Annotated in this window: 1 pseudogene; it reads right to left on the reverse strand. The window is 56.7% G+C overall.

The annotated features are described in order from the left end of the window. Positions 1 to 245, reverse strand: a pseudogene (locus QN347_RS20655) (glutathione-disulfide reductase); the annotation flags it as partial.

A 245-nucleotide genomic window follows, 5' to 3' on the forward strand; every position in this document is an offset into this window, starting at 1 on the left:
CCCCCGACCCGTCCAGCAGACGGCGATAAACGCTATTGAGCCGGGCGATTTCCACGTCCTTGTTGGCAATCAGCGTAGCCCAATCGAAAACGGCCTTCTCTACCTGCCAGCCGAAGCCGCGCGCATCCTCGACTTCACCATGAAAATGCGCCGCGTACGCCATCAGTTTTTTGGGAATGCAGCCAACGTTGACGCAGGTACCGCCCAGATATTGCTGCTCCACAATACCGACTTTTGCACCGTAT

The sequence above is a fragment of the Sphingomonas sp. 10B4 genome (genome assembly GCF_035019905.1).
GTDB lineage: Bacteria > Pseudomonadota > Alphaproteobacteria > Sphingomonadales > Sphingomonadaceae > Sphingomonas > Sphingomonas glacialis.